This window comes from Streptomyces sp. NPDC047869 (assembly GCF_040704065.1).
Taxonomy (GTDB): Bacteria; Actinomycetota; Actinomycetes; order Streptomycetales; family Streptomycetaceae; genus Streptomyces.
Genome location: NZ_JBEYRK010000002.1, coordinates 319,331 through 343,021 on the forward strand (window position 1 = coordinate 319,331; position 23,691 = coordinate 343,021).

A 23,691-nucleotide genomic window follows, 5' to 3' on the forward strand; every position below is an offset into this window, starting at 1 on the left:
TGCCCGGAGCGCCTCGTTTATCCGTCCCGGTCCGGGGTACCTCCTGAAACACCCCCGTGCAGGCCAGGCGGCCCTTCGGTGTGCCCGGACGCGGGGGCCGGCGGGTGCGTCAGCGGGCGTTGAAGTACTTGGCCTCCGGGTGGTGGATCACGATCGCGTCGGTGGACTGCTCGGGGTGGAGCTGGAACTCCTCGGAGAGCTGGACGCCGATCCGCTCGGGCCGCAGCAGCTCAGCGATCTTGGCGCGGTCCTCCAGGTCGGGGCAGGCGCCGTAGCCGAGGGAGAAGCGGGCGCCCCGGTACTTCAGGGCGAACATGTCCTCAATGGCGGCGGGGTCCTCGCCGCCGAAGCCGAGTTCGGCGCGCACCCGGGCGTGCCAGTACTCGGCGAGGGCCTCGGCCAGCTGTACGGACAGTCCGTGCAGTTCGAGGTAGTCGCGGTAGGCGTTGGACTCGAAGAGTTTCGCGGTCTGCTCGCCGATCCGGGAGCCGACGGTGACGACCTGGAACCCGACGACGTCGGTCTCGCCGGACTCCTCCGGGCGGAAGAAGTCGGCGAGGCACAGGCGGCGGCCGCGGCGCTGGCGGGGGAAGGTGAACCGGGTGCGTTCGTTGCCCCGCTCGTCCAGGATGATCAGGTCGTCGTCCTTGGAGACGCACGGGAAGTAGCCGTAGACGACGGCCGCCTCCAGCAGGTTCTCCGTCTGGAGTTGGTCCAGGAGGCCGCGCAGGCGGGGGCGGCCCTCGGTCTCCGCCAGTTCCTCGTAGGTCGGGCCGTCGCCGGCGCGGGCCTGCTTCAGGCCCCACTGGCCCTTGAACAGCGCGCCCTCGTCCAGCCAGCTCGCGTACTCCTTGAGCTGGATGCCCTTGATGACGCGGGTGTCCCAGAACGGCGGGGCGGGCACCGGGTTGTCGGTGGCGACGTCGGAGCGGACGTGCCCCTCCTCCGGGCGCTCCTCGATCTCCACGGCGGCCGTGGCGCGGACCCGGCGCTGCCGCAGCTCGGGCAGCTTCGCGCCGGGCACGCCCCGCTTGACGCCGATGAGGGCGTCCATCAGGCGCAGGCCCTCGAAGGCGTCGCGGGCGTAGCGGACCTCGCCGTCGTAGATCTCGTGCAGGTCCTGCTCGACGTAGGCGCGGGTGAGGGCGGCGCCGCCGAGGATGACCGGGAAGCGGGCGCCGAGGCCGCGCTGGTTCAGCTCCTCCAGGTTCTCCTTCATGATCACGGTGGACTTCACCAGGAGGCCGGACATGCCGATGACGTCGGCGCGGTGTTCCTCGGCGGCGTCCAGGATCGCGGAGACGGGCTGCTTGATGCCGAGGTTGACGACGTTGTAGCCGTTGTTGGACAGGATGATGTCGACGAGGTTCTTGCCGATGTCGTGGACGTCGCCGCGCACGGTGGCCAGCACGATGGTGCCCTTGCCCTCGGCGTCGGACTTCTCCATGTGCGGTTCGAGGTGGGCGACGGCCGTCTTCATGACCTCGGCCGACTGGAGCACGAACGGCAGCTGCATCTGGCCGGAGCCGAACAGTTCGCCGACGACCTTCATGCCGTCCAGCAGGGTCTCGTTGACGATGTCCAGGGCGGGCCGGTCCTGGAGGGCCTCGTCCAGGTCGGCCTCCAGGCCGTTGCGCTCGCCGTCGATGATGCGCCGCTTGAGCCGCTCCTCCAGGGGCAGCGCGGCCAGTTCCTCGGCCTTGCCGGCCTTGAGGGACTTGGCGGTGGCGCCCTCGAAGAGCTGCATCAGCTTCTGCAGCGGGTCGTAGCCCTCGGCGCGGCGGTCGTGGATGAGGTCGAGGGCCGTGCGGACCTCTTCGTCGCTGAACCGGGCGATCGGGAGGATCTTGGAGGCGTGCACGATCGCCGAGTCCAGGCCCGCCTTGACGCACTCGTCGAGGAAGACGGAGTTCAGCAGGATGCGGGCGGCCGGGTTCAGGCCGAAGGAGATGTTGGACAGGCCCAGGGTGGTCTGGACGGCCGGGTGGCGGCGCTTGAGCTCGCGGATGGCCTCGATGGTGGCGATGCCGTCCTTGCGGGACTCCTCCTGGCCGGTGCAGATGGTGAAGGTCAGGGTGTCGATGAGGATGTCCTCCTCACGGATGCCCCAGTTCCCGGTCAGGTCGTCGATGAGCCGTTCGGCGATCTCGACCTTCTTCTCCGGGGTGCGGGCCTGGCCCTCCTCGTCGATGGTGAGCGCGATCAGCGCGGCGCCGTGCTCCCGGGCCAGCGCGGTGACCTTAGCGAAGCGGGAGTCGGGGCCGGCGCCGTCCTCGTAGTTCACGGAGTTGATCACGGCGCGGCCGCCGAGCTTCTCCAGGCCCGCCTCGATGACGTCGACCTCGGTGGAGTCGAGGACGATCGGCAGGGTGGAGGCGGTGGCGAAGCGGCCGGCCAGTTCCTCCATGTCCGCGACGCCGTCGCGGCCGACGTAGTCCACGCACAGGTCGAGCATGTGGGCGCCCTCGCGGATCTGGTCGCGGGCCATCTCCACGCAGTCGTCCCAGCGGCCCTTGAGCATGGCCTCGCGGAACTTCTTGGATCCGTTGGCGTTGGTGCGCTCGCCGATGGCGAGGTAGGAGGTGTCCTGGCGGAAGGGCACGCTCTGGTAGAGGGAGGCGGCGCCGGGCTCGGGGCGCGGGTCGCGGGTGCGCGGGGTGAGGCCCTCGACGCGTTCGACGACCTGGCGCAGGTGCTCGGGGGTGGTGCCGCAGCAGCCGCCGACGAGGGAGAGTCCGTACTCGCGGACGAAGGTCTCCTGGGCGTCGGCCAGCTCGGGCGCGCTCAGCGGGTAGTGGGCGCCGTCCTTGCCGAGCACCGGCAGGCCCGCGTTGGGCATGCAGGACAGCGGGATGCGGGCGTTGCGGGCGAGGTGGCGCAGGTGCTCGCTCATCTCGGCCGGGCCGGTGGCGCAGTTCAGGCCGATCATGTCGATGCCGAGCGGTTCGAGCGCGGTGAGTGCGGCGCCGATCTCGGAGCCGAGCAGCATGGTGCCGGTGGTCTCGACGGTCACGGACACGATGACCGGCAGGTCCAGGCCGAGGGCGGCGAGGCCGCGGCGGGCGCCGAGCACGGCGGCCTTGGTCTGCAGCAGGTCCTGGGTGGTCTCCACGAGCAGCGCGTCGGCGCCGCCGGCGACCAGGCCCTCGGCGTTGCGCTGGTAGGCGTCGCGCAGGGTGGTGTAGGGGGCGTGGCCGAGGGTGGGCAGCTTGGTGCCGGGGCCCATGGAGCCGAGGACCCAGCGGGGCCGGCCGTCCTCGGCGGTGAACTCGTCGGCGACCTCGCGGGCGACGCGGGCGCCGGCCTCGGACAGTTCGTGCACGCGCTCGGGGATGTCGTACTCACCGAGGGCGGAGTGGTTGGCCCCGAAGGTGTTGGTCTCGACGCAGTCGACGCCCACGGCGAAGTACGCCTCGTGGACGGAGCGGACGATGTCGGGGCGGGTGAGGTTGAGAATCTCGTTGCAGCCCTCGAGCTGCTGGAAGTCCTCGAGCGTCGGCTCCTGGGCCTGGAGCATCGTGCCCATCGCTCCGTCGGCGACCACCACACGGGTGGCGAGTGCCTCTCGGAGCGCGGACACACGGGTCCGGCTGTCGGCGGAAGGGGTCGTTGGCAACGAGGCCATTAAGGGGCTCCCTGGGATGCGACGGCTGTCGGCTATGCGCCTTCCCCGGCGGGAACCGGGGCAGGGCACGGCGTCAGGGTAACCGGGTGTGGGCTTGGATGGGCACCGGCGTCCACGAGACGGACGCGGGGCGTGCCGGTTGGCCGGATCTCCACCGGTGTGCCGCACGGGATGTAACAGCTGTCGTCCGACCATTGGCGGGAGGTCGACATGGACCGGTAGTGTTCGACATTGCCGAACAGGGTGTTGCACGCTGTTCGGCATTGGTCGAAGAGGGCGGAGGCAGGACGGCGATGGCACGGAACATCCAGTCGCTCGAACGGGCGGCGGCGATGCTGCGGCTGCTCGCGGGCGGCGAGCGGCGGCTCGGCCTCTCGGACATCGCCTCGTCACTGGGCCTCGCCAAGGGCACCGCCCACGGCATCCTGCGGACCCTGCAGCAGGAGGGGTTCGTCGAGCAGGACGGTGTCTCCGGCCGCTACCAGCTGGGCGCCGAGCTGCTGCGCCTGGGGACCACCTATCTGGACGTGCACGAGCTGCGGGCGCGGGCCCTGGTGTGGACCGACGACCTGGCCCGCTCCAGCGGGGAGAGCGTGTATCTGGGCGTCCTGCACCAGCAGGGCGTCCTGATCGTGCACCACGTCTTCCGGCCGGACGACAGCCGGCAGGTGCTGGAGATAGGGGCCATGCAGCCGCTGCACTCCACGGCGCTGGGCAAGGTGCTCTCCGCCTACGACCCGGTGGCGCACAGCGAGGCCATGGAGGCCGACCGCAAGCCGTTCACGGATCGCACGGTGTGCGAACCGGCGGACTTCGAGCACCTGCTGGACCTCACGCGCGCGCGTGGCTACGCGGCGGACGTGGAGGAGACCTGGGAGGGCGTGGCGTCGATCGCCGCGCCGATCCACGACGGGCGCCGGATGCCGGTGGGCGCGGTCGGCATCGCGGGCGCGGTGGAGCGGCTGTGCCGCGACGGCGAGGTGCGCCCCGAGCTGATCGCCGCGGTACGGGACTGTGCCCGCGCGGTGTCGCGGGACCTGGGCGCGGGGCGTTTCTGACCGGCGGCGAGCCGCTGCCGGGCGACGGCCGGACACGGCCGGTCGCGACCCACTGACCGGATGAGGACCGGGACGCGAGGCGGCGTCCCGGTTCTCGCCATACCCTGAAATGGACATATCGGGCGAGCAGGTACGTCAGTGCAGGAAGAGCGATAACCGGCAGCGATCAATAACGATCCTGTTTTCGATAACAGAACCCTTGACGCATGCGTGACGCCGAAGCAAGACTCCCGTCCATCGGTCGGCATTGTCGAACACCTAACGGCAATACGCGCTAGTGTGTGACAACGCCAAGGGCCGGCATCGCTCTCACCCCCGAGGGCGCCAGAACCCCCGGAGGGACCCGGGGTTCGGTTTCCCTGGACGAAGGACAAAGGAGTCGCGGGTGTCCAGCTCCGACATCTTCATCGGCGAGACCATCGGTACCGCCATACTCATCCTGCTCGGCGGTGGCGTGTGCGCCGCCGTGACGCTGAAGGCCTCCAAGGCCCGTAACGCCGGCTGGCTCGCCATCACCTTCGGGTGGGGTTTCGCCGTACTGACGGCCGTCTACACCTCGGCGCCGCTCTCCGGCGCCCACCTCAACCCGGCCGTGACGCTCGCGCTCGCGATCAAGGACAAGGACTTCGGCAACCTGCCCGTCTACTGGGGCGGTCAGTTGCTCGGCGCCATGATCGGCGCGGCCCTGGTCTGGGCGGCCTACTACGGCCAGTTCCACGCGCACCTCACCGACAAGGAGATCGTCGGCGGTCCAGGGGCGCAGGCCACGACGGCCAAGGCCGTCGAGGCCCAGGAGAAGGGCGCCGGCCCGGTCCTGGGCGTCTTCTCCACCGGTCCGGAGATCCGGAACGCGGTGCAGAACCTCATCACGGAGATCATCGGCACGATCGTGCTGGTGCTCGCCGTCCTCACGCAGGGCCTGAACGACAAGGGCAACGGCCTGGGCACCCTGGGCGCCCTGATCACCGCGCTCGTGGTCGTCTCCATCGGCCTCTCCCTCGGCGGCCCCACGGGCTACGCGATCAACCCGGCGCGTGACCTCGGCCCCCGCATCGTCCACGCCCTGCTGCCCCTGCCCAACAAGGGCGGTTCCGACTGGAGCTACGCCTGGGTCCCGGTGGTCGGTCCGCTGATCGGCGGCGCGATCGCCGCAGGCATCTACAACGTCGCCTTCGTCTAGGAAGCACCCAGCCTCCGCGCACGCGCCGTACGTAAAGCCCCATCACCACGGATCTTTCAGGAGCACACAGTGACCGACGCCCACACCGCAGGCCCGTTCATCGCCGCGATCGACCAGGGCACCACCTCCTCGCGCTGCATCGTGTTCGACAAGGACGGCCGGATCGTCTCCGTCGACCAGAAGGAGCACGAGCAGATCTTCCCGAAGCCGGGCTGGGTCGAGCACAACGCCAACGAGATCTGGACCAACGTCCAGGAAGTCGTCGCCGGGGCCATCGAGAAGGCCGGCATCACCCGCGACGACATCAAGGCCATCGGTATCACCAACCAGCGCGAGACCACCGTGCTGTGGGACAAGAACACCGGTGAGCCCGTCCACAACGCCATCGTCTGGCAGGACACCCGTACCGACGCCCTCTGCCGGGAGCTGGGCCGCAACGTCGGCCAGGACCGCTTCCGGCGCGAGACCGGCCTGCCGCTGGCCGCCTACTTCGCCGGACCCAAGGCGCGCTGGCTGCTCGACAACGTCGAAGGCCTCCAGGAGCGCGCCGAGGCGGGCGACATCCTCTTCGGCACCATGGACAGCTGGGTCATCTGGAACCTGACCGGCGGCGTCAACGGCGGCAAGCACGTCACCGACGTCACCAACGCCTCCCGCACCCTGCTGATGAACCTGCACACCATGCAGTGGGACCCGAAGATCGCCGAGTCCATCGGCGTCCCGCTGGCGATGCTGCCCGAGATCCGCCCCTCCGCCGAGGTCTACGGCGAGATCTCCGGCGGCAAGCTGGGCGACCTGCTGGGCGGCATCCCGGTGGCCTCCGCGCTCGGCGACCAGCAGGCGGCCCTGTTCGGCCAGACCTGCTTCTCCGAGGGCGAGACCAAGTCCACCTACGGCACCGGCACCTTCATGGTGATGAACACCGGTGACAAGATCATCAACTCCTACGCCGGTCTGCTGACCACCGTCGGCTACAAGATCGGCGACCAGCCGACGGTCTACGCCCTCGAGGGCTCGATCGCCGTCACGGGCTCCCTGGTGCAGTGGATGCGCGACCAGATGGGCCTGATCTCCACAGCGGCCGAGATCGAGACGCTCGCGCTCTCGGTCGAGGACAACGGCGGCGCCTACTTCGTACCGGCCTTCTCCGGCCTGTTCGCCCCGCACTGGCGTTCCGACGCCCGCGGTGTGATCGCCGGGCTCACCCGGTACGTCACCAAGGCGCACCTCGCCCGCGCGGTCCTGGAGGCCACCGCCTGGCAGACGCGGGAGATCGCCGACGCCATGGTCAAGGACTCCGGCGACGAGCTGGTGACCCTCAAGGTCGACGGCGGCATGACCGCCAACAACCTGCTGATGCAGACGCTCTCGGACGTCCTGGACGCACCCGTGGTGCGCCCGATGGTCGCCGAGACCACCTGCCTCGGCGCCGCCTACGCCGCCGGCCTCGCCGTCGGCTTCTGGTCCAGCACCGACGAACTGCGCGCCAACTGGCGCCGGGCCGCCGAGTGGACCCCCCGCATGGACGCGGAGACCCGCGACCGTGAGTACAAGAACTGGCTCAAGGCCGTCGACCGGACCATGGGCTGGATCGAGGACGAGAGCTGAGCTGAGTTCCGACAGCTCTGACGAGGAGTAAGTACCCGACATGACCAGTCAGTCCACCCTGCAGTCCGTGCCTGCCCTGGGGACGCACCCGGCCTCCGGCTCGAACCCGAGCCGAGCCGAGACCAGGGAGCAACTCGCCAAGGCGTCGTACGACCTTCTTGTGATCGGCGGCGGCATCCTGGGCATCTCCACCGCCTGGCACGCCGCGCAGTCCGGACTCAGGGTGGCGCTGGTCGACGCCGGCGACTTCGCCGGTGCCACCTCCTCCGCCTCCTCCAAGCTGCTCCACGGCGGTCTGCGCTACCTGCAGACCGGCGCGGTGAAGCTGGTGGCGGAGAACCACTTCGAGCGCCGTGCGGTCTCCCGCCAGGTGGCCCCCCACCTGGCGAACCCGCTCACCTTCTACCTCCCTGTGTACAAGGGCGGGCCGCACGGCGCGGCGAAGCTCGGCGCGGGCGTCTTCGCCTACTCGGCGCTCTCCGCGTTCGGCGACGGCGTCGGCCACCTGCTCTCCCCCGCCAAGGCGGCGCAGGACGTGCCCGAGCTGCGCACCGACAACCTCAAGGCCGTGGCCGTGTACGGCGACGACCAGATGAACGACGCGCGCATGGCGCTGATGACGGTCCGCGCGGCCTTCGAGGCGGGCGCGGTCGTGCTCAACCACGCCGAGGTCACCGGGCTGCGCTTCACCAACGGCCGGGTCACCGGCGCCGAGCTCAGGGACCGGATCTCCGGCTCCGAGTTCGGGATCAACGCCCGCCTGGTGCTCAACGCGACCGGCCCCTGGGTCGACCACCTGCGCCGGATGGAGGACGCGAACGCGGCGCCCTCGATCCGCCTGTCCAAGGGCGCGCACCTGGTGCTGAAGCGCACCGCCCCCTGGAAGGCCGCGCTGGCCACCCCGATCGACAAGTACCGCATCACCTTCGCCCTCCCCTGGGAGGACATGCTGCTGCTCGGCACCACCGACGAGGAGTACGAGGGCGACCCGGCGGACGTCTCGGTCACCGAGAAGGACATAGCCCAGATCCTGGACGAGGCCGCGTTCTCCGTCCGGGACCAGCAACTCCAGCGCGACCTGATGACGTACGCCTTCGCCGGCCTGCGGGTGCTGCCGGGCGGTCCCGGCGACACCGCCAAGGCCAAGCGCGAGACGGTCGTGACCGAGGGCAAGGCCGGCATGCTGTCCGTCGCGGGCGGCAAGTGGACGACCTTCCGGCACATCGGCCGCACCGTGATGCAGAAGCTGGAGGAGCTGCCGGGCCACCCGCTCGGCGACGACGTGGAACCGGTCTCCTCGCTGCCGAAGAAGCTTCCGCTGCCCGGCGTCGCCAATCCGCGCGCGGTCGCCCACCGCCTGCTGGTGGACCACCCGGCGCCCGGCCCGCGGATGGCCGCCGACACGGCCAGGCACCTGGCCACCCACTACGGCTCCCTGGCCTTCGACATCGCCCGGCTGGCGAACGAGCGCCCGGAGCTGGCCGAGCGCGTCCACCCGGACGCCCCGGAGATCTGGGCGCAGGTCGTCTGGGCCCGCGACCACGAGTGGGCCGAGACCCAGGACGACGTGCTGCGCCGCCGCACCACGCTGACCATCCGCGGCCTGGCGACCGACGAGGTCCGCGCCAAGGTCCAGGACGTGCTCGACGGCAAGTAGGCCCGGCCGGCGGCCTGCCCTCCTCCCCGACCAGGGCAGGCCGCCGCTGCCGCGCCGGAACCCGCCGCACCGGGTCCGGAAGGGCGGAAGGGGCGGCTCCACGCCGATGGAGCCGCCCCTTCCGGCTGCCCCTCCCCTCTGCCCCGCTCTGCCCGGAGGCCCGCCGCGGCCGCAACCGGGCATGCCCCGGGCCCCGTTGGGCCGGTCCCGCCGCGGGCCGGGCCGCCGGGGCGGCGGTGCGGTCCGGCGGGGCCGCGCCGGGTGTTCCGGCGTGGCGAACGGGGCAGTGATCCGGGCAACCCCCGGTCAAGGGGGTCGCGGGCGCTCCCGCCGGACGCCGTAAGGTTGGGTGGTCAGGCGAGAGCACGTCGGAAGGAGGCACTGGGTGATCGAGCTGGAGGGGGTTCCCGAGCTGATCGACCCAGTCATGGTGGCCGCGTTCGAGGGCTGGAACGATGCCGGTGACGCCGCCTCCACGGCGGTCGCGCACCTGGAACGCGAGTGGAAGGGCGAAGTGTTCGCGGCGCTCGACGCCGAGGACTACTACGACTTCCAGGTGAACCGCCCCACGGTGTTCATGGACGGCGGAGTGCGCAAGATCACATGGCCGACGACCAGACTGTCGGTGGTGCGGGTCGGCGGGGAGAAACCGCGTGACCTGGTGCTGGTCCGGGGCATCGAACCGTCCATGCGCTGGCGGTCGTTCTGCAACGAGCTGCTCGGCTTCGCGCACGAGCTGGGTGTGGAGCTGGTGGTCGTCCTGGGCGCCCTGCTCGGCGACACCCCGCACACGCGTCCGGTGCCGGTCAGCGGGGTCACCTCCGACGCCGACCTGGCGCGCCGCATGGACCTGGAGGAGACCAAGTACGAGGGCCCCACGGGCATCGTCGGGGTCCTGCAGGAGGCCTGCACGCACGCGGGCGTGCCGGCGGTGTCGCTGTGGGCGGCGGTGCCGCACTACGTCTCCCAGCCGCCCAACCCCAAGGCCACGCTGGCCCTGCTCAACCGGCTGGAGGACCTGCTGGACCTGCGCATCCCGCAGGGCGAGCTGCCCGAGGACGCGCGCGCCTGGCAGGTGGGTGTGGACCAGCTGGCCGCGGAGGACAGCGAGGTCGCCGAGTACGTGCAGACGCTGGAGGAGGCCCGGGACACCGCCGAGCTGCCGGAGGCGTCCGGCGAGGCGATCGCCCGCGAGTTCGAGCGGTATCTGCGGCGACGGGACGTCGGCTCGCCGGGCGGGCACGCCACGGCGGACGGCGGCGAGGGCGGCTCGTTCCGGCGGGACACCCCTCGTGACACGCCCGGCGGGCGCACCCGCCCGCCGAAGCCGGCCAGGCCGGACACGGACACCCCCGGCGGCACCGAGGCCGACGACGAGGACGGCTCCGAGGACTGAGCGAGGACTGGGAAAAGGGGCGGTACGCGAGTCGCGTACCGCCCCTTCGCCGTCAGGCCGGGACCGTGCCCGGGCCGGGCTGGTGCGTCACAGGGCCACGCCGAGCAGCGCGTCCACGGCCCGGGTGACCAGACCGGGGGCGCCGGTGTCGGTGCCGCCCTCCCGCTGCTGCCGCTCGGCCCAGCGGTCGACGGCGGCGAGCGCGGCGGGTGCGTCGAGGTCGTCGGCGAGGGCCGCGCGGATCTCCTCGACGAGCGCGTCGGCGGAGGGGCCGTCGGGCCGGGAGACGGCGGCCCGCCAGCGGCCGAGCCGGTCCTGCGCGTCACGCAGGACCTGGTCGGTCCACTCCCAGTCGGAGCGGTAGTGGTGGGCGAGCAGGGTCAGCCGGATCGCGGCCGGGTCGACGCCGTCGCGGCGCAGCCCGGAGACGAAGACCAGGTTGCCCTTGGACTTCGACATCTTCTCGCCGTGCAGGGCGACCATCCCGGCGTGCACATACGCCTTGGCCATGGGGAACTCGCCGGTGAGCACCTGGGCGTGCGAGGCGCCCATCTCGTGGTGCGGGAAGGCCAGGTCGGAGCCGCCGCCCTGGACGTCGAAGCCCATGCCCAGGTGGTCGAGGGCGATCGCCACGCACTCGATGTGCCAGCCCGGGCGGCCGCGGCCGAGGCTGCCGCCGTCCCAGCTCGGCTCTCCCTCGCGGGCGGCCATCCACAGCATCGGGTCCAGCGGGTTCTTCTTGCCCGGCCGGTCCGGGTCGCCGCCGCGCTCGGCGGACAGCAGCCGCATCGCGGCCGCGTCCAGGTTCGAGACCTGCCCGAAGTGGGGGTCGGACTCGACGGAGAAGTAGACGTCTCCGTCGAGCTCGTAGGCCGCGCCGAGCTCACGCAGCCGCTCCACGAGCGGGACGATGCCGGGTATGGCCTCGACGGCGCCTATGTAGTGCTGGGGCGGGAGCATCCTGAGGGCGGTCATGTCCTCACGGAAGAGGGCGGTCTCCTTCTCGGCGAGGGCGACCCAGTCGACGCCGTCCCGGTCCGCGCGCTCCAGCAGCGGATCGTCGACGTCGGTGACGTTCTGGACGTAGTGGACCTGCCGCTTGGTGTCGAGCCACACGCGCTGAACGAGGTCGAACGCGTTGTAGGTCGCCGCGTGACCCATGTGGGTCGCGTCGTACGGCGTGATGCCGCAGACGTAGATACGGGCGACGGGACCGGGGTCGAGGGTGACGAGGCCGCCGGTCGCGGTGTCGTGGATCCTCAGGTCGCGGCCCTGACCAGGCAGGGCGGGGACCTCGGAAGCGGGCCAGGCATGCATGTACATGAGCCTAACCGGCCGCGAGCTGGGGATACGAACGGGATCGGCCCGGATGGCCGGTTCTGCGTTCTTGCGGTTCGCGCCGCGATGTGCTCACACGGGCGGCCAGGGGATCGCCGGCCATTCCCCACCCGGCTCCGGGTGGAGCCCGGTCGCGAGCAGCGCGTCGACACGCGCGCGTGTGGCGTCGATCTCGGCTGGGGTGATCAGCGGGGCCAGCCGCCCGGCCAGCCCACCGCCTTCGGCGAGGGACCCGCGCAGCGCCCCGAGCACCTCCGCGGCCTCGGCCGTGAGCGGTTCGCCGGCCCAGCCCCACAGCAGGGTGCGCAGCTTGTCCTCGGTGTTGAAGGTGACTCCGTGGTCGATGCCGTAGAGCCGGCCGTCCGCGGTGGGCAGCAGGTGGCCGCCCTTGCGGTCGGCGTTGTTGATCACGGCGTCGAGGACGGCCATGCGGCGCAGCCGCTCGTCGTCGGCGTGGACGAGCAGGGCGGTACGGCCCTCACCGACGTCGGCGAGTCCGATCGCCTTCCAGCCGGGCTCCGGTTCCTCGGCGTCCACCAGGGCGAGCAGCTCCGCCTCGGCGGCGGCGTCGATCCAGAGCTGGCACATGCCCTCGCCGTACGGGCCGTCGCGCAGCACGGTCGGCGGGACCAGCCCCCAGCCGGTGGCCTCGGAGACCTCGTAGGCGGCCACCTCGCGGCCGGCCAGGGTGCCGTCGGGGAAGTCCCACAGCGGGCGCTCCCCGGCCACCGGCTTGTACACGCAGGACGCTTCCCGGCCGTCCAGGGCGACCGTGCAGAACAGCGCCGCGTTGGACGCCTCGCGGATGCGTCCGCGCACGGACAGCTCACCGCGCGCGAGCAGCTCGGCGGCGCCGTCGTCCGCGGCCGTCACGCTCCGCGGCGGTATCCGTTCTGGCGCGGACATACGTGTCCTTCCGGGTCGAGCGGGAGGCTGCACAGCGGGCACGGCGGGCGTCCGGCGTTGACGACGTCCAGGGCGCGCTTGGCGAAGGCCCTGGCCTGCGCGCCGGTCAGCCGGACCCGCAGCATCGGGGGCCCGTTCTCCTCGTCCTGGAGCAGCCGCTCCTCGGCCTCAGCGAGGTCCTCGTCGGTGTCGGCGTCCAGCTCCACCAGGGCCTGTGCCTCAACGATCATGCGCTGTTCGTCACCGTCCCATGCCAGGGCCATGGTGCCGACCCGGAACTCCTCCTCGACGGGGGTGTCCAGCGGGCCGGAGTCGGCGACCTCCGCGGGTGCCACGGCGGGGACGGCGGCGCTGCCGCCGCTGCGCCGGACGACCTCGTCCAGCAGCTCGTCCATGCGCTCGGCGAGCGCGGCGACCTGGGTCTTCTCCAGGGCCACGCTGGTCACCCGGGAGCCCGCGACGGCCTGGAGGAAGAACGTACGGCGTCCGGGCAGCCCGACCGTGCCCGCGACGAAGCGGTCCGGCGGGTCGAAGAGGAACACCTGACGGGACACGTCCTGTCTCCATGTGGATTCGGGGATTGCTGCGGTACGGGCCATTGCGGGTGCCACGGGGTGGACCGCTTCACCCTACTGCGGGCGACGATCACGGTGCGCCCGCACCACCTCCGACCGGTGCGTCGCCCTCTCCGGGTTCCTCGCGCGGGGCGAGCGAAGCGAAGTCCCCGGTGTCGCCGAGGCGCAGGAGGAACGGCCTGAGGCGGGTGTAGCGGATCGCGGTGATGGAACACGGTTCCACGGAGATCCGCTGGAAGAGGTCGAGATGGAGTCCGAGGGCGTCGGCGACGAGCGACTTGATGATGTCGCCGTGCGAGCACATGAGGTAGACGGCGTCGGCTCCGTGGTCGCGCTCCACGCGCGCGTTCCACTCGCGTACGGCCTCGGCGGCACGGGTCTGCATGGCCCGCATGGACTCACCGCCCGGGAAGGCGGTGGCCGACGGGTGGGCCTGGACGACCTCCATCAGCGGCTCGTCCTTAAGCTCGGCGAGCTTGCGTCCGGACCAGTCGCCGTAGTGGCACTCCCCGATGCGTTCGTCGGTGTGGGCGCGCAGTCCGGGACGGGCGTCGAGCAGCGGGCGTACGGTCTCCTGGCAGCGTTCCAGGGGGCTCGCGACGACCTCTGCGAGCGGCAGTGCCGCGAGCCGTCCGGGCAGCGCGGCGGCCTGCGCGGCGCCGCGCTCGTCGAGGGTGACACCTGGGGTCCACCCGGCGAGCACGCCCGAGGTGTTGGCGGTCGACCGTCCGTGCCTGACGAGGATCAGCGTGGGCATGCGGCCCAGGGTAAGCGCATCCGTAGATGCACCGGTGAACGGGCGAAGGGAGAATGCGCTCCGTGATCGTGGACTGCGCCGTGTACCGGCACGGGCTCCGTACCGAGGGCCCCGAGGACCTGTCCGACGCGCTGGACGAGGCGCGGGCGGCGGGCGGCTTCGTGTGGATCGGGCTGCACGAACCGTCGGAACGGGAGTTCGACCTGGTCACCCGTGAGTTCGGGCTGCATCCACTGGCGGTCGAGGACGCCCTCAAGGCCCATCAGCGGCCCAAGCTGGAGGTGTACGACGACTCGCTCTTCATGGTGCTCAAGCCGGTGGTGTACGAGCCGAAGAGCGACACCGTCTCGGCCGGCGAGGTCATGGTGTTCGTCGGCGACGGCTTCGTGGTGACGGTCCGGCACGGCGTGGGGGCGCCGCTGGCGGACGTACGGCGCCGTCTGGAGGAGGACCCGGAGATGCTCGGAACGGGCCCCACCTCGGTGCTGTACGCGATCTCCGACGCCGTCGTGGACCACTACCTGGAGGTGGCGACGGAGCTGCAGACCGACCTGGAGGAGCTGGAGGCGGAGGTGTTCGAGCCGGTGAACGGCGGTTCGCGGCACACCGCGTCGCGGATCTACGCCTTCAAGCGGCAGGTCCTGGAGTTCCGCCGGGCTACCGGGCCGCTCGCGGTGCCGCTGACCCGGCTGGCCGGCACCGGACCGCTCAGCGGCGGCGGCGGCGGTGTGCGGTTCGTGGACGACAAGGCGCGGCCGTTCTTCCGGGACGTGAGCGACCACCTCACGCGCGTGAACGAGTCCGTGGAGAGCCTGGACCGGCTGGTGTCGGACATCCTGTCGGCGCACCTGGCGCAGACGAGCGTGCGGCAGAACGACGACATGCGGAAGATCTCCGCCTGGGCGGCGATGGCCGCGGTGCCGACGATGATCGCGGGCGTGTACGGCATGAACTTCGAGCACATGCCCGAACTGCACTGGCTGTGGTCGTATCCGGTGGTGATCGTGGTGATGGCCGGGCTGGAGGTCCTGCTGTACCGGCAGTTCAAGCGGCGCGGCTGGCTGTGAGCGGGCCGCGGGAGGGCGGGCCCGGAGCGGGCCGTCCGCGCGAAGGAGCGCCGGGGGTCGTAACCACCCGGCGTCCGGTGCGTTGTTCTGCGTGACGGCCGTGGCGGGGAAGACCCCCCGAGCCCCCACCACGGCCGCAGAACTTCCCGCGGCGCGTGCTAGCCGAGGCCGGCGCGCTCCAGGGCCTCGCTGCCGGCCCGCAGCGAGGCGATCCGCTCGTCGAGCGTGAAGCCCGCGGGGGCCAGCGAGAGCGTGGTGACGCCGGCGGCGGCGTAGGCCTTCATCCGGTCGGCGATGCGGTCCACGGAGCCCAGCAGCGTCGTCTTGTCGATCAGGTCCTGCGGGACCGCGGCCGCGGCGCCCTGCTTGTCGCCGGACAGGTACTTCTCCTGGATCTCGGCGGCCTCCTTCTCGTACCCCATCCGCTGGGCGAGCCGGTTGTAGAAGTTCTGCTTGAAGCTGCCCATGCCGCCGACGTACAGCGCGGTGTAGGGGCGGAAGGTGTCCGCGAGCCGGGAGACGTCCTTGTCGTCGCCGACGGCCAGCGGCAGGGTCGGGCAGATGTCGAACCCGTCGAGGGTCCTGCCCGCCTTCTCCCGTCCGGCGCGCAGGTGCGTGATCGTGGTGTCCTCGAGGTGCTCGGCGGACGGGAAGATCAGCAGGGCGCCGTCGGCGATCTCACCGGTCTGCTCGAGGTTCTTCGGGCCGATGGCGGCGATGTACAGCGGGATGTGCTCGCGCTGCGGGTGCACGGTCAGCTTGATCGGCTTGCCCGGGCCGCCGGGCAGCGGCAGCGTCCAGTGCTCGCCCTCGAACGACAGCCGCTCACGGGTCATCGCCCGGCGGACGATCTCCACGTACTCGCGGGTGCGGGAGAGCGGCTTGTCGAACCGGACGCCGTACCAGCCCTCGGAGACCTGCGGGCCGGAGACGCCGAGGCCGAGCCGGAAGCGGCCCTGGGACAGCGAGTCCAGGGTGGCGGCGGTCATCGCGGTCATGGCCGGCTGCCGGGCCGGGATCTGGAAGATCGCCGAGCCGACGTCGATGCGCTCGGTCTGGGCGGCGACCCAGCTGAGCACGGTGGCGGCGTCCGAGCCGTACGCCTCGGCGGCCCAGCACACGGCGTAGCCCAGCCGCTCGGCCTCCTGCGCGACGGCCAGATTGTCCGCGTCCATCCCGGCACCCCAGTAGCCGAGGTTGATCCCGAGCTGCATGGCCGAATCCCCTTACCCATGAGTAACGTCCGTTGGCTGCGACCTTAGCGAGCCGGGGCCGTCCCCGCACAGCCCCCGCCCGCCGCTCCCCGCCGGCGCCGGTGCCGACGGGGCCCGGGAATCCGGGCGCCCACCGGGGCGGATCCGGTTGTCCACAGGCAACCCACGGCCCCAGTTCTGGCCAGTAATCTCCCGCACATGGAGCAGAGGCATCTCGGCCGTACCGGCCTGCGCGTGTCCCGCATCGGACTCGGCACCCTCACCTGGGGCCGGGACACCGACGAGCACGACGCCGCGGACATGCTGAAGACGTTCTGGGAGGCCGGCGGCACCCTCGTCGACACCGCGGACGTGTACGGCGACGGTGAGGCGGAGTACCTGCTCGGGCGGCTCATGGACGGTCTGGTGCCCCGCCGGGACCTGGTGATCTCCACCAAGGCGGGCAGCGTCCCCGACCCGGACCGGCGCGTCGACGGCTCCCGCGGGCATCTGCTCGCCGCCCTGGACGCCTCCCTCGCCCGTCTCGGCACCGACCACGTCGACCTGTGGCAGATCCACGCCTACGATCCGGGCACTCCGCTGGAGGAGACCCTCCAGGCCCTCGACCTGGCGGTGAGCAGCGGCCGGGCCCGGTACGTCGGCGTCGCCAACTTCTGCGGCTGGCAGCTCGCCAAGGCGGCCACCTGGCAGCTCGGGGCGCCCGGCCGCACCCGGCTGGCCGGTACGCAGCTCGAGTACTCGCTGCTCCAGCGCGGCGCCGAACGCGAGGTGCTGCCCGCGGCGCTCGACCTGGGCGTCGGTCTGCTGCCGTCCTCCCCGCTGGGCCGCGGTGTGCTCACCGGCAAGTACCGGCACACCACTCCGGCGGACTCGCGCGGCGCCTCCGAGCACCTGGCGCCGTTCGTCGAGCCGTACCTCGACGACACCGCCTCCCACATCGTGGACGCCGTCACGACGGCCGCCGACGGGCTCGCGGTCACCCCGCTCCAAGTCGCCCTCGCCTGGGTCAGGGACCGGCCCGGGGTGGCCGCCCCGGTCGTCGGCGCGCGCAACGCGCAGCAGCTCACGGCGGCACTGTCAGTGGAGGCGCTTAGTCTTCCTGACGAGATCTGCCGGGCGCTGGACGATGTGTCGGCGCCCGTGCACCGCTATCCCGATCACGACTGGAGCACGCTGTGAGCACGGAGCCGGAGACCACGGAGGACACCGGGCCCGAGGCGCCGGACGTCCCGGAGAGCCCGGACACCGATCGGACCCCGGAGCAGGGCACCGCGACCGGCGGCGACCCGGGGAGCACGGGCGCGGAGCCCGCCGGTGACGCGGGCGGGCCGGAGCTGTCCGAGGCGGAGGCCGAGCTGGCCGCGCAGCGGATGGAGCGGGAGCGGATCGAGCGGCGCAGGGCCGAGCGGAAGGCGCCCATCGCGAGCGGCACCGCGCTCAGCGGGAAGGCGGCCGACCTGCTCGCCGCGGTCAGGGCGGTCGAGAGCGGCGAGCAGCCGGCCGCCGCGGTCTTCGCCGAGCCCGCGCCGGCCCCCCGCCGCCCGGCCCCCGAGCCGGTCCGGCGGCCGCAGCCCGCCCCGGCCGCGGTGCCCGCGGCCCACGGGCCCGCCCCCGAGGCCGTGGAGGCCGTGCGGCGGGTGCTCGCCGAGGGCGGGGCGCCCGAGGCCCTGGCGGCCCAGGTGGCATCGGGACTCGGCGAGGGCGCCGACACCGCGCTGCGCGAGGACCCATGGCAGCTGCTGCGGATCGGCGGGGTGCGGCCGGAGCAGGCCGACGGGTTCGCGCGGGCGCTGCTCGGCGCGGAGTGCCGTCCGGACGACGAGCGGCGGGGCCGCGCGGTGACCGTCTGGCTGCTGGAGCAGGCGGCGCTGGCCGGGCACACCGCGCTGGAGCTGACGGCACTCACCGCGGCCCTGGCGCAGCGTGGCGTGCCGGACCCGGACGCGGCGGTGCAGAGCACGATCGCCGAGGCGGAGGCGCTGGTCTTCCAGGACGCCCTGGAGGAGCCTGGCGCCCCGGCCCCGAGGGAGGACGACGGCGGGGAGGAGGAGCGCCCGGTCCGGGTCCTCGCCGGTCTGGAGCGGTACGCGCTCGCCGAGGAGAGCCTCGCCGACGGGCTGGCCCGGCTGGTCAACTCGCTGCCGAAGGAGGCCGCCGGGCCCTGGGAGGCGGTCGCCGCCGGGGCGTCCGGCGGCGCGGCCGAGCTGGCCCGCGCGGTCGCCGGGCACGCTCTGATACTGCACACCGGCGGCGAGGCGGCCCGCGCCGAACCGGTCGCGCTGCTCGGCGCGGCCCGGGCCGCCGGGCTGCGTGCCTTCGCCGTCTGCCACACCCCGGCCGGCCGCACCCCTCTCGCCGCCCTGCTCGGTGACGCCGAGGGCGCCCGGGCCGTCGGCACGGTCGCCGGTGTCCTGTCCGGGGCCGAGGGGCCCGGCCGGGACGCGGAGGGCGCGCTGGACCTGGATCTGCTGATCGTGCTGGACGCACCCCAACTCGACGTGGAGAGCGCTGCCATGCTGGTGGAGTCGCTGCCGGACGGGGCCCGGCTGGTGCTCAGCGGCGACCCCTCGGTGCTGTGGTCGGCCGGGCCCGGCCGGGTCTTCGCCGATCTGCTGGCCGCCCGCGCCTGCCCGCAGCTCGCCTCCCGCACCCCCGACCCCGGCCCGCTGGGCGAGCTGGTCTCCGGCATCGGGGCCGGTGAACTGAACCAGGTGGAGGCGCCCGGCAAGGAGATCGTCATCGTTCCGGTGCGGGACGCGGGCGAGGCCGTGCACCGGACGGTGCAACTGGTCGCGGACTCGGTGCCGCGTGCCATCGGGGTGCCGCCCGAACAGACGGTGGTGATCACCCCGGGCCACGGCGGCGCCGCCGGCACCCGGGCCCTGAACACCGCCCTGAAGGAACGCCTCAACCCGGGGCCCGGCCGCTTCGGCGGCTTCGACCCCGGCGACCGGATCGCCTACTCCCCCGCCCCGGGTCGTACGGTGCCGGGTCGCGTGGTGAACGCCGACGCCGACGGGCTGCGGCTGGAGTGCGCGGGCGAGCCCGTCGTCGTGCCCCGGGAGCGGGTGGAGCAGTCGGTGCGGCACGGCTGGGCGCTGACCGCGCACCAGGCGGTGGGCGGCCGCTGGCCGGCCGCGGTGGTGGTGCTGCCCGGGGACGCCGCGCAGACCCTCACCAGGCCCTGGATCTACACGGCCTTCGGCCGGGGTGAGCGCCATCTGTCGGTGGTGCACGGTGTGGAGCAGGCACTGCCGAGGGCCGTGGCGGAGGTCCAGGCCAAGCCCCGGACGACCCGTCTGCGGACGCTGCTGCGCGCCCAGGTCCCCGCGGCGGGCTGACCGGCCCGCCGGCTTCGCGCCCGGCGGAAGCGGCGGTGCCGTACGGGCCCCGGGCCCCGGCGGCACCGCCGGACCGGGTCACCGTTCGGCGTCGAGCGGCTCGAGATCGTCGTCGCCGTCCAGCTCGTCGTCCGCGTCCAGCTCGTCCAGGGCCTCGTCGTCGATGCCGTCGTCCTCGTGGTCCTCGTCGTCGTCCTCGTCCTCGTGGTCCTCGTCGAACACCGCGCTGACGTCGAACCGGCACAGCACCCGCTCCGGGTCGACCTCGTCGAACGGGGCCTCCAGCCACTCACCGGGTTCGGCCGGCTCGTCGGCGGCGGTGACCCACAGCGTGGAGTCGCCCTCCTCGAGGCCGAACTCCGCGTGCCGCGAGGCGATCTCGTCCGGTTCGAACTCGCCGAAGAGGACACCGAGCGCCCCGGGGACGGTGGCGGCGGCCTCGTCGTTCGCGCCCTCGCCGTCCTCGTACTCCGCCGCCTCGACCCGCTGGGCCTGGGCCAGCAGCCGCTGGGGCTCCGCCACGGAGTAGTCGCGGCGGATCAGCACGCTGACCGCGTGCGGTTCCCCTGGGCCCGCGTACGGCGGCAGCGAGTCCTCCGCACCGGGGATCTCGAACGGCGTGACCTCGTCGTAGCGGTCGTAGAGCAGCTCGTCGTAGGCCTCGGCGGCCGAGGCCAACTCGTTGAACGCCTCGTAGACGGCCTGGTCGTCCTCCCCCGTCCTGCGTTCGACCGCGGCCAGGTGACGGTCGAGCGCGGTCTTGACCGCCTCGACGGCGGCGCGTACCTCGGCAGCGGTGGGCTGCGCAGCATCAGACATAGTGCAGACGCTATCCGTACCGGGCACCAGCCCGCACAATAGATGCGATGCCGGAATACGAATTTGTCGACGTGTACGTGCCTCGCGGGGTGTCCCGCAAGGAGGCGACGCGTCTGCTGACGGACCATGCCGAGTACGGACACTGGGAGTTGGACCGACTGAGCCTGCTGCGCGACGGCAGCCGCAAGGTGCGGTTGCGCCGACGGATCATCCGCCAGGTGCGGGCCACGTGGTGAGGCAGGACGACGTATGAACAGCGGAGCGGGCCCCGCCAGGACGGCGGGGCCCGCTCCGGTTTCCACGGCCTCGCGGCCACGGCGTTCCGGCTAGGCGGCCCGGGCCTTGCGGTACAGCACCGCGCCCGCGAGCAGTGCGCCCGCGCCGGCCGGCAGCGCGAGCCCGAGCGGCACCTCGCTTCCGGTGTGGGCGAGCTGACCGCCGCCCACGGACTGCTCCGAGCCGCCGCCCTGCGTCCTGACCTGGGACGAACCGTGCGGCGTCCGGCCGGTGTCGGTGGGCGGAGCGGCCGGCGTTCCCGGGTGGCCGGGCGTACCGGGGTTGCCAGGCGTACCAGGGTTGCCGGGGTGACCGGGCGTTCCGGGATGGCCCGGAGTACCGGGGTGACCGGGCGTTCCGGGGTGCCCCGGAGTGCCTGGGTTGCCGGGGTGGCCCGGGTGCCCCGGGTGGCCGGGCGCGTTGTGGTGCCCGCCGCCGTTGGCGCAGTCGTTGCCCTTGGCGGCGTTGCCGGCGCCCACGACGTCCACGCTGTTGCCGCACACGTTCACCGGGACGTCGACCGGCACCTGGACGGTGTTGCCGGAGCCGACGCCGGGCGAGTGGTCGCTGCGGCCGCTCGCGTGGGAACCGCCGTGGCCGCCCGAGCCCCTGCCGCCGTGGTTGGCGCACGCGTTGCCCGCGGCCGGGTTGAGGAGCCCGACCACGTTCACGGTGTTGCCGCAGACGTTCACCGGCACGTGCACCGGTGCCTGCACGGTGTTGCCGGACAGCACGCCGGGCGAACCGGTGGCGGATCCGGCCGCGCCGGCGTCGGCGTGCGCGTAGCCGCTCGCGGCGGCGATCACGCCGGTGGCGGCGGCCATGGTCATAAGACCCTTGCGGGTACTCTGTCGCATTACGGAATTCCCCCCTGCCTTCGATGTTCTCTGCACCCTCCGCGGAAAGGAATTCCGCGGAGAAAGGCCGGTCGGCCCCGGAGCGCATGGCACGCGCTCCGGGGCCGACGGCTCGTAAAAGACGCCCCTCGGGGAGCCGGCGTCAGTCGTTGACGCAGCCGTTGCCGAAGGCGGGGTTCAGGAGCCCGATCACGTCGACCGTGTTGCCGCAGGCGTTCACCGGAACGTGGACGGGCACCTCGATGACGTTGCCGGAGACGACGCCCGGCGAGTGCGCGGCGGCACCCTGGGCACCCGAGTCGGCGACGGCCAGGCCCGCGCCCGCGAGAACCAGACCACCGGTGGCGGCCGCGGCAGCGACGACCTTCTTGATCATTTATTCCTCCTAGTTGGCAATGCGATCCCAAGGTGCGGGGATCACATCACCTGTAACGAGGAGGGGGTAATGAGGCTACGAGCTTATCGTCGCATTCACTCTTCCCAGTCGATCTCGCACAGCCGCCCGATTAATGGACCGAAGGCGTCACGACGCCGATCGACCGGAGGCGTCACGACGCGTCGATGAACCGGTCGAGCACCCGGACACCGAACTTCAGCCCGTCCACCGGCACCCGCTCATCCACGCCGTGGAACATGCCGGCGAAATCCAGCTCCGGCGGCAGCTTCAGCGGCGCGAAGCCGAAGCCGCGGATGCCGAGATCGTCGAAGGACTTGGCGTCGGTGCCGCCGGAGAGCATGTAGGGGATCGCCTTGGCGCTCGGGTCCTCGGCGAGCAGCGCGGACTGCATGGCTTCGACCAGCGCGCCGTCGAAGGTGGTCTCGACCGCCTTGTCGGCGTGCACGTCCTCGCGGCGGACGTTCGGCCCGAGGAGCCGGTCGAGGTCGCCGAGGAACTCCTCCTCGTGCCCCGGCAGGAACCGCCCGTCGATGTGCGCGGTGGCCTCGCCGGGGATGACGTTGACCTTGTAGCCGGCGCCGAGCTGGGTGGGGTTGGCGGTGTTGGAGAGGGTCGCGCCGATGAGCTTGGCGATGCCGCCGAGCTTGGCGAGGGTGGACTCCATGTTCTCCGGGTCCAGCTCGGTGCCGAGGGCGTCGCCGAGTTCGTCCAGGAAGGCCCGGGTGGTCTTGGTGACCCGGACCGGGAACTTGTGCCGGCCGACCCGGGCGACGGCCTCGGACAGCTCGGTGATGGCGTTGTCCCGGTGGATCATCGACCCGTGCCCGGCGGTGCCGGCCACGGTCAGCTTCATCCAGTGCATGCCCTTCTCGGCCGTCTGGATCAGGTAGAGCCGCCGCTGCTCGTTCACCGTGAACGAGAAACCGCCCACCTCGCTGATCGCCTCGGTGACGCCGTCGAACAGGCCGGGGTGGTGGTCGACGAGGTGCCGTGCGCCGTACGTGCCGCCCGCCTCCTCGTCGGCGAGGAAGGCGACCACGATGTCGCGCGGGGGCCGGCGTCCGCTCCGGAGCCGGTCGCGCACGACCGCGAGGGTCATCGCGTCCATGTCCTTCATGTCGACGGCCCCGCGCCCCCACACGCACCCGTCGGTGACCTCGCCGGAGAACGGGTCGTGGGTCCAGTCGTGGGCGTTGGCCGGTACGACGTCCAGGTGGCCGTGGATCAGCAGCGCGGGCCGGGACGGGTCCTCGCCCTCGATGCGGGCCACGGTGGAGGCGCGTCCGGGGTGCGACTCGAAGATCTCCGGCTCCAGCCCCACCTCGGCGAGCTTCCCGGCGACGTACTCGGCGGCCGCCCGTTCGCCGGGCCCGGAGTGGTCGCCGTAGTTGCTGGTGTCGAACCGGATCAGCTCGCGGCAGAGGTCCACGACCTCGTCCTCGCCGGTGACGCCCCTGGCCGTGTCCGTCTCGCTCACGCTGACTCCTCCCACTGTCACTGCTGGTGGTCCCGTCCATCCTCTCCCCGGCCCCGCCCCGCGCCCAAGACCGGGCCCGGCCCGTCACGCGCCGTTCACGCCGGACGGGCCCCGGGGACGGGGTGTGATCGGCCGGCCCCGAA

At 72.4% G+C, this 23,691-nt stretch carries 19 protein-coding genes; 9 read left to right on the plus strand and 10 right to left on the minus strand.

The genetic code is table 11. The features are described 5' to 3' along the window. Nucleotides 1–109 precede the first annotated feature (109 nt). A complete protein-coding gene (gene metH / locus AB0924_RS04020; protein WP_358932014.1) occupies nucleotides 110–3,625 on the minus strand; it encodes a methionine synthase in 3,516 nt (1,171 codons plus the stop codon). Nucleotides 3,626–3,918: 293 nt separating this feature from the next. On the opposite strand from metH, the gene AB0924_RS04025 reads away from it, so the two are divergent. From AB0924_RS04025 to AB0924_RS04045, 5 genes are all read left to right on the plus strand, one after another. Next, nucleotides 3,919–4,683, plus strand: coding sequence for an IclR family transcriptional regulator (locus AB0924_RS04025; RefSeq protein WP_358932012.1), 765 nt, complete (start codon nucleotides 3,919–3,921; stop codon nucleotides 4,681–4,683). Between the two features lie 385 nt (nucleotides 4,684–5,068). Next, nucleotides 5,069–5,863, plus strand: a complete 795-nt coding sequence (locus tag AB0924_RS04030; RefSeq protein WP_358932010.1) for an MIP/aquaporin family protein — start codon at nucleotides 5,069–5,071, stop codon at nucleotides 5,861–5,863. Between the two features lie 69 nt (nucleotides 5,864–5,932). Further along, complete coding sequence (glpK, locus tag AB0924_RS04035; RefSeq protein WP_358932008.1) at nucleotides 5,933–7,471, plus strand: glycerol kinase GlpK; 1,539 nt, start codon at nucleotides 5,933–5,935, stop codon at nucleotides 7,469–7,471. Between the two features lie 40 nt (nucleotides 7,472–7,511). After that, entirely contained in the window at nucleotides 7,512–9,128 is a 1,617-nt protein-coding gene (locus AB0924_RS04040; RefSeq protein ID WP_358932006.1) for a glycerol-3-phosphate dehydrogenase/oxidase, read from the plus strand. Between the two features lie 385 nt (nucleotides 9,129–9,513). Continuing rightward, nucleotides 9,514–10,524, plus strand: a complete 1,011-nt coding sequence (locus AB0924_RS04045; RefSeq protein ID WP_358932004.1) for a PAC2 family protein — start codon at nucleotides 9,514–9,516, stop codon at nucleotides 10,522–10,524. A gap of 87 nt (nucleotides 10,525–10,611) precedes the next feature. On the opposite strand, the gene mshC is transcribed toward AB0924_RS04045, so the two are convergent. The 4 genes from mshC to AB0924_RS04065 form a co-directional block, all read right to left on the minus strand. Continuing rightward, nucleotides 10,612–11,841 (minus strand): cysteine--1-D-myo-inosityl 2-amino-2-deoxy-alpha-D-glucopyranoside ligase, encoded by a 1,230-nt coding sequence (mshC, locus tag AB0924_RS04050; protein WP_358932002.1) that lies wholly within the window; start codon nucleotides 11,839–11,841, stop codon nucleotides 10,612–10,614. A 93-nt stretch (nucleotides 11,842–11,934) separates the two neighbouring features. Next, a complete protein-coding gene (locus AB0924_RS04055; protein ID WP_366910582.1) occupies nucleotides 11,935–12,768 on the minus strand; it encodes an SCO1664 family protein in 834 nt (277 codons plus the stop codon). After that, nucleotides 12,732–13,322 (minus strand): DUF3090 domain-containing protein, encoded by a 591-nt coding sequence (locus AB0924_RS04060; protein WP_358931998.1) that lies wholly within the window; start codon nucleotides 13,320–13,322, stop codon nucleotides 12,732–12,734. The genes AB0924_RS04055 and AB0924_RS04060 overlap by 37 nt, the downstream gene beginning before the upstream one ends. 91 nt (nucleotides 13,323–13,413) lie before the next feature. Continuing rightward, nucleotides 13,414–14,100, minus strand: coding sequence for a histidine phosphatase family protein (locus AB0924_RS04065; protein ID WP_358931996.1), 687 nt, complete (start codon nucleotides 14,098–14,100; stop codon nucleotides 13,414–13,416). 62 nt (nucleotides 14,101–14,162) lie between these two features. On the opposite strand from AB0924_RS04065, the gene AB0924_RS04070 reads away from it, so the two are divergent. Continuing rightward, on the plus strand, nucleotides 14,163–15,167 hold the full coding sequence (locus tag AB0924_RS04070; RefSeq protein WP_358931994.1) for a magnesium and cobalt transport protein CorA: 1,005 nt from the start codon (nucleotides 14,163–14,165) through the stop codon (nucleotides 15,165–15,167). 158 nt (nucleotides 15,168–15,325) lie between these two features. Here AB0924_RS04070 and AB0924_RS04075 read toward each other — a convergent pair whose 3' ends face one another. Beyond that, on the minus strand, nucleotides 15,326–16,381 hold the full coding sequence (locus AB0924_RS04075) for an LLM class F420-dependent oxidoreductase (RefSeq protein WP_358931992.1): 1,056 nt from the start codon (nucleotides 16,379–16,381) through the stop codon (nucleotides 15,326–15,328). Nucleotides 16,382–16,579: 198 nt separating this feature from the next. On the opposite strand from AB0924_RS04075, the gene AB0924_RS04080 reads away from it, so the two are divergent. Further along, on the plus strand, nucleotides 16,580–17,560 hold the full coding sequence (locus AB0924_RS04080) for an aldo/keto reductase (protein WP_358931990.1): 981 nt from the start codon (nucleotides 16,580–16,582) through the stop codon (nucleotides 17,558–17,560). Beyond that, complete coding sequence (locus AB0924_RS04085) at nucleotides 17,557–19,722, plus strand: helix-hairpin-helix domain-containing protein (RefSeq protein WP_366910583.1); 2,166 nt, start codon at nucleotides 17,557–17,559, stop codon at nucleotides 19,720–19,722. Before AB0924_RS04080 ends, AB0924_RS04085 begins: the two co-directional genes overlap by 4 nt. Before the next feature lie 78 nt (nucleotides 19,723–19,800). On the opposite strand, the gene AB0924_RS04090 is transcribed toward AB0924_RS04085, so the two are convergent. Beyond that, nucleotides 19,801–20,541: a hypothetical protein gene (locus tag AB0924_RS04090; RefSeq protein ID WP_366910584.1), complete on the minus strand. Its 741-nt coding sequence runs from the start codon at nucleotides 20,539–20,541 to the stop codon at nucleotides 19,801–19,803. Between the two features lie 47 nt (nucleotides 20,542–20,588). Between AB0924_RS04090 and AB0924_RS04095 the strand changes: the two genes are divergently transcribed. Beyond that, complete coding sequence (locus AB0924_RS04095; protein ID WP_043407302.1) at nucleotides 20,589–20,777, plus strand: DUF5703 family protein; 189 nt, start codon at nucleotides 20,589–20,591, stop codon at nucleotides 20,775–20,777. A 90-nt stretch (nucleotides 20,778–20,867) separates the two neighbouring features. On the opposite strand, the gene AB0924_RS04100 is transcribed toward AB0924_RS04095, so the two are convergent. From AB0924_RS04100 to AB0924_RS04110, 3 genes are all read right to left on the minus strand, one after another. Further along, entirely contained in the window at nucleotides 20,868–21,674 is an 807-nt protein-coding gene (locus AB0924_RS04100; RefSeq protein WP_358931983.1) for a chaplin family protein, read from the minus strand. A gap of 142 nt (nucleotides 21,675–21,816) precedes the next feature. After that, complete coding sequence (gene chpH / locus AB0924_RS04105; RefSeq protein ID WP_358935055.1) at nucleotides 21,817–22,050, minus strand: chaplin ChpH; 234 nt, start codon at nucleotides 22,048–22,050, stop codon at nucleotides 21,817–21,819. Nucleotides 22,051–22,222: 172 nt separating this feature from the next. After that, nucleotides 22,223–23,548 (minus strand): M20/M25/M40 family metallo-hydrolase, encoded by a 1,326-nt coding sequence (locus AB0924_RS04110; RefSeq protein WP_366910585.1) that lies wholly within the window; start codon nucleotides 23,546–23,548, stop codon nucleotides 22,223–22,225. Between the last annotated feature and the right edge of the window lie 143 nt (nucleotides 23,549–23,691).